The organism is Aquabacterium sp., assembly GCF_035476535.1.
Classification (GTDB): domain Bacteria; phylum Pseudomonadota; class Gammaproteobacteria; order Burkholderiales; family Burkholderiaceae_C; genus Pseudaquabacterium.
Genome location: NZ_DATILJ010000062.1, coordinates 1 through 2,678 on the forward strand (window position 1 = coordinate 1; position 2,678 = coordinate 2,678).

A 2,678-nucleotide genomic window follows, 5' to 3' on the forward strand; every position below is an offset into this window, starting at 1 on the left:
AGGTGATGAAGGAGATCATCGCCCGCGCGATGGACAAGCGATGAGCGTGCGCTTCGAACTGCAGGGCAGCACGGCCCTGGTCACCCTCGACAGCCCGGCCAGCCGCAATGCCTTCACGCCCGAGCTGCGCGATGGCCTGGCCCAGGCGATCGAACGTGTGCGCGCCGAGCGCGAGATCCGCGCGCTGATCCTCACCGGCGCCGGCGGCCACTTCTGCGCCGGCGGCGACCTGCGCGGCATTGCCGCCGCACGGCTCGACGGCGCCGGCTGGCGCGAGCGCATGCATGGCACGCAGCGCTGGATCAGCGAGCTGCTGACGCTGGACCGGCCGGTCATCGCCGCGGTGGACGGCGCGGCCTACGGTGCCGGCTTCAGCCTGGCGCTGGCCGCCGACTTCGTGCTCGCGACGCCGCGCGCGCGCTTCTGCCTGTCCTTCATGCGGCTCGGGCTGGTGCCCGACTGCGGCGTGTTCTACACGCTGCCGCGCGTGGTCGGCGCGCAGCGCGCGAAAGAGCTGATGCTGTCGGCACGCGAAGTCGGCGCGCCGGAGGCCAAGGACATCGGCATCGTGATGGAACTGCACGCGCCCGAGCGCCTGCTGCCGCGCGCGCTGGCGCTGGCCGCCAGCTTCGCCGATGCCTCGCCGCTGGCCACCAGCCTGGTCAAGCGCACGATGAGCGACCCCGGCGCGCTGGCCGCGCTGCTGGACGCCGAGGCCAACGCGCAGGCGCTGGCTTTCGGCAGCCCGGAGCATCAGGAGGCGGTGCGGCGCTTCCTGGACAAGCAGCCGTTGGGGTTTCAGTGGCCGGCGTGAGGGGCGTGGATATGCCGATAGGCCCCTCAAGTCGCGGCCGCAACTGGGGGAGCGGCGGAAGGCTGAAGAGCGATCGATCGGCGAGGAATGCCACCCGGACCACTGCCGTGATCGGAGGACGTTGGACGCGGGCCTGATCCGGGCGGCAGGCCCGGAACATCCCCGGGCCGGCTGCGTTCGGCACTTGAGCGTTCTTGATCAGGTCTTGATTCAACCAGAGCGGAAGCAAGAGGTTGGCAGACCTTTCCTTGGCAAGTCAAAGACTTGCATCAATCGCTCAAGGCGCAGACTACTTGATCGGGTTTTGACGATGTGTTTCTGACGTCGATGTAGCCGATTCAGCATCAACGTAGCCTAATCGCCTACACTGCCGTCCAATCGACTACGACCTCCGATGAACGAATCCACCCTTGCCGAGCTGTTTGGCGGTGTGGCGCGCTTTCGCGCGCTGCGCTCGCTGTTCGCCGAGCCCGGCCGGGGCTTCGGCCAGCGCGAGCTGGCGGCCGAGGCCGGCATCGACCCCGGCAACGTGGCCCGGCTTCTCAAGCGCTGGACAGCAGCGGGTTTGGTGCAGCGGCGCCAGCAGGACGGCCTGCCCCGCTACTACGCCAGCGCCGATCCGAGCTTGGCCGCCCTGGCCACGCTGATGCAGCAAGACAGCCTGCTGGTCCGCACGCTGCGCGAGGCTTTGTCCGCGGTGGCCGGCGCGAAGGTGGCCGTGGTGTTCGGCTCGGTGGCGCGTGGGCAGGCGCGTGCCGGCAGCGATGTGGACGTGCTCGTGCTCGGCACCGCCTCCGAACTCAAGCTCAATGCTGCGCTCAAGCCTGCGGGGCGGGCGCTGGGGCGGCCAGTGCATGCCACCGCCTTTACCATCGACGCGTTCAAGAACCAGCTCCGTGCCGGCGAGAGCTTCGCGCAGGGCGTCGTGCAAGGGCCGCGCATGCCGCTCATCGGAGACTTCGATGTTGAAATCCTTCAAGCAGCTGGCGGCTGAACCCGACGCGCCGCTGAAGCCCCAGCCCGCGAACGCCCGTGACGTGGTGGCCTGGTTGCAACAAGCCCAGGTGAAACTGCAGGATGCCCGGCAGGCCGCCGTGTCCGCCGGCACGCGCATGGACGCGGCCTGGGATGCCGTGCTGCTGAGCAGCTTGGCCGTGGCCTGCGCCGAGGGCTGGCGCGCCACCAGTGACCGCGGTCACCATGCGGTGGCCTTCGAAGGCGCTGCGCATGCCGTCGGCCTGGGTCAGGCGCGCTTCGATACCTTGGACGCCCTGCGCGACTGGCGCAACCGCAAGTACCGCGCCGGGCTTGTGAGCACCGCTGACGAAGCGCGCGAAGCCGTGGCCCTGGCGGAACCCTGGCTCGCCGACGTGGCAACCTGGTTCGCAGCCGCCCACCCTGCGTTGCTGAAGCAGGGACTGGCGCGGTGAACGAAACCAAAGGCCGCTTCCTCGCCGTCGAGTGACAGCGGATCATGACCGGCGTTCACGATCGGCGAATGCATCAACTGCAGCGGCCGCATCGTCTGGATACCGGACCGCATGGTGCGCATGCACCTGGCCATCACGAACAGCGACGGCATCGTCACGGTGACCGGCGAGTCGCAGATCACCTGGCCCGCAAACCAAGGGTCAGTACGGAGGCGAGCGCGAGCGGCTGCTGATTGCGGTGGGCGCCGCCGCGACGATGTGCCGCGCCATTGCCGACACGCTGAACCACGTGCCTACGGCGGCGCCAACGAGGTGATGAAGGAGATCATCGCCCGCGCGATGGACAAGCGATGAGCGTGCGCTTCGAACTGCAGGGCAGCACGGCCCTGGTCACCCTCGACAGCCCGGCCAGCCGCAATGCCTTCACGCCCGAG

Annotated in this window: 4 protein-coding genes; all 4 read left to right on the forward strand. The window is 69.0% G+C overall.

The annotated features are described in order from the left end of the window. Positions 1 to 40 precede the first annotated feature (40 nt). On the forward strand, positions 41 to 814 hold the full coding sequence (locus VLK61_RS06390; RefSeq protein WP_325419405.1) for an enoyl-CoA hydratase/isomerase family protein: 774 nt from the start codon (positions 41 to 43) through the stop codon (positions 812 to 814). 394 nt (positions 815 to 1,208) lie between these two features. Continuing rightward, on the forward strand, positions 1,209 to 1,808 hold the full coding sequence (locus tag VLK61_RS06395) for a nucleotidyltransferase domain-containing protein (RefSeq protein ID WP_325419407.1): 600 nt from the start codon (positions 1,209 to 1,211) through the stop codon (positions 1,806 to 1,808). Beyond that, entirely contained in the window at positions 1,777 to 2,244 is a 468-nt protein-coding gene (locus tag VLK61_RS06400) for a hypothetical protein (RefSeq protein WP_325419409.1), read from the forward strand. The genes VLK61_RS06395 and VLK61_RS06400 overlap by 32 nt, the downstream gene beginning before the upstream one ends. A 111-nt stretch (positions 2,245 to 2,355) precedes the next feature. Then, positions 2,356 to 2,598 carry a hypothetical protein gene (locus tag VLK61_RS06405; RefSeq protein WP_325419411.1) on the forward strand — a complete coding sequence of 81 codons (243 nt, stop codon included), beginning with the start codon at positions 2,356 to 2,358 and terminating at the stop codon, positions 2,596 to 2,598. Positions 2,599 to 2,678: the final 80 nt, after the last annotated feature.

Coding starts and splice junctions, on each gene's coding strand:
- VLK61_RS06390 (WP_325419405.1), top strand. CDS start 41: ATGAGCGTGCGCTTCGAACTGCAGGGCAGCACGGCCCTGGTCACCCTC.
- VLK61_RS06395 (WP_325419407.1), top strand. CDS start 1,209: ATGAACGAATCCACCCTTGCCGAGCTGTTTGGCGGTGTGGCGCGCTTT.
- VLK61_RS06400 (WP_325419409.1), top strand. CDS start 1,777: ATGTTGAAATCCTTCAAGCAGCTGGCGGCTGAACCCGACGCGCCGCTG.
- VLK61_RS06405 (WP_325419411.1), top strand. CDS start 2,356: ATGGTGCGCATGCACCTGGCCATCACGAACAGCGACGGCATCGTCACG.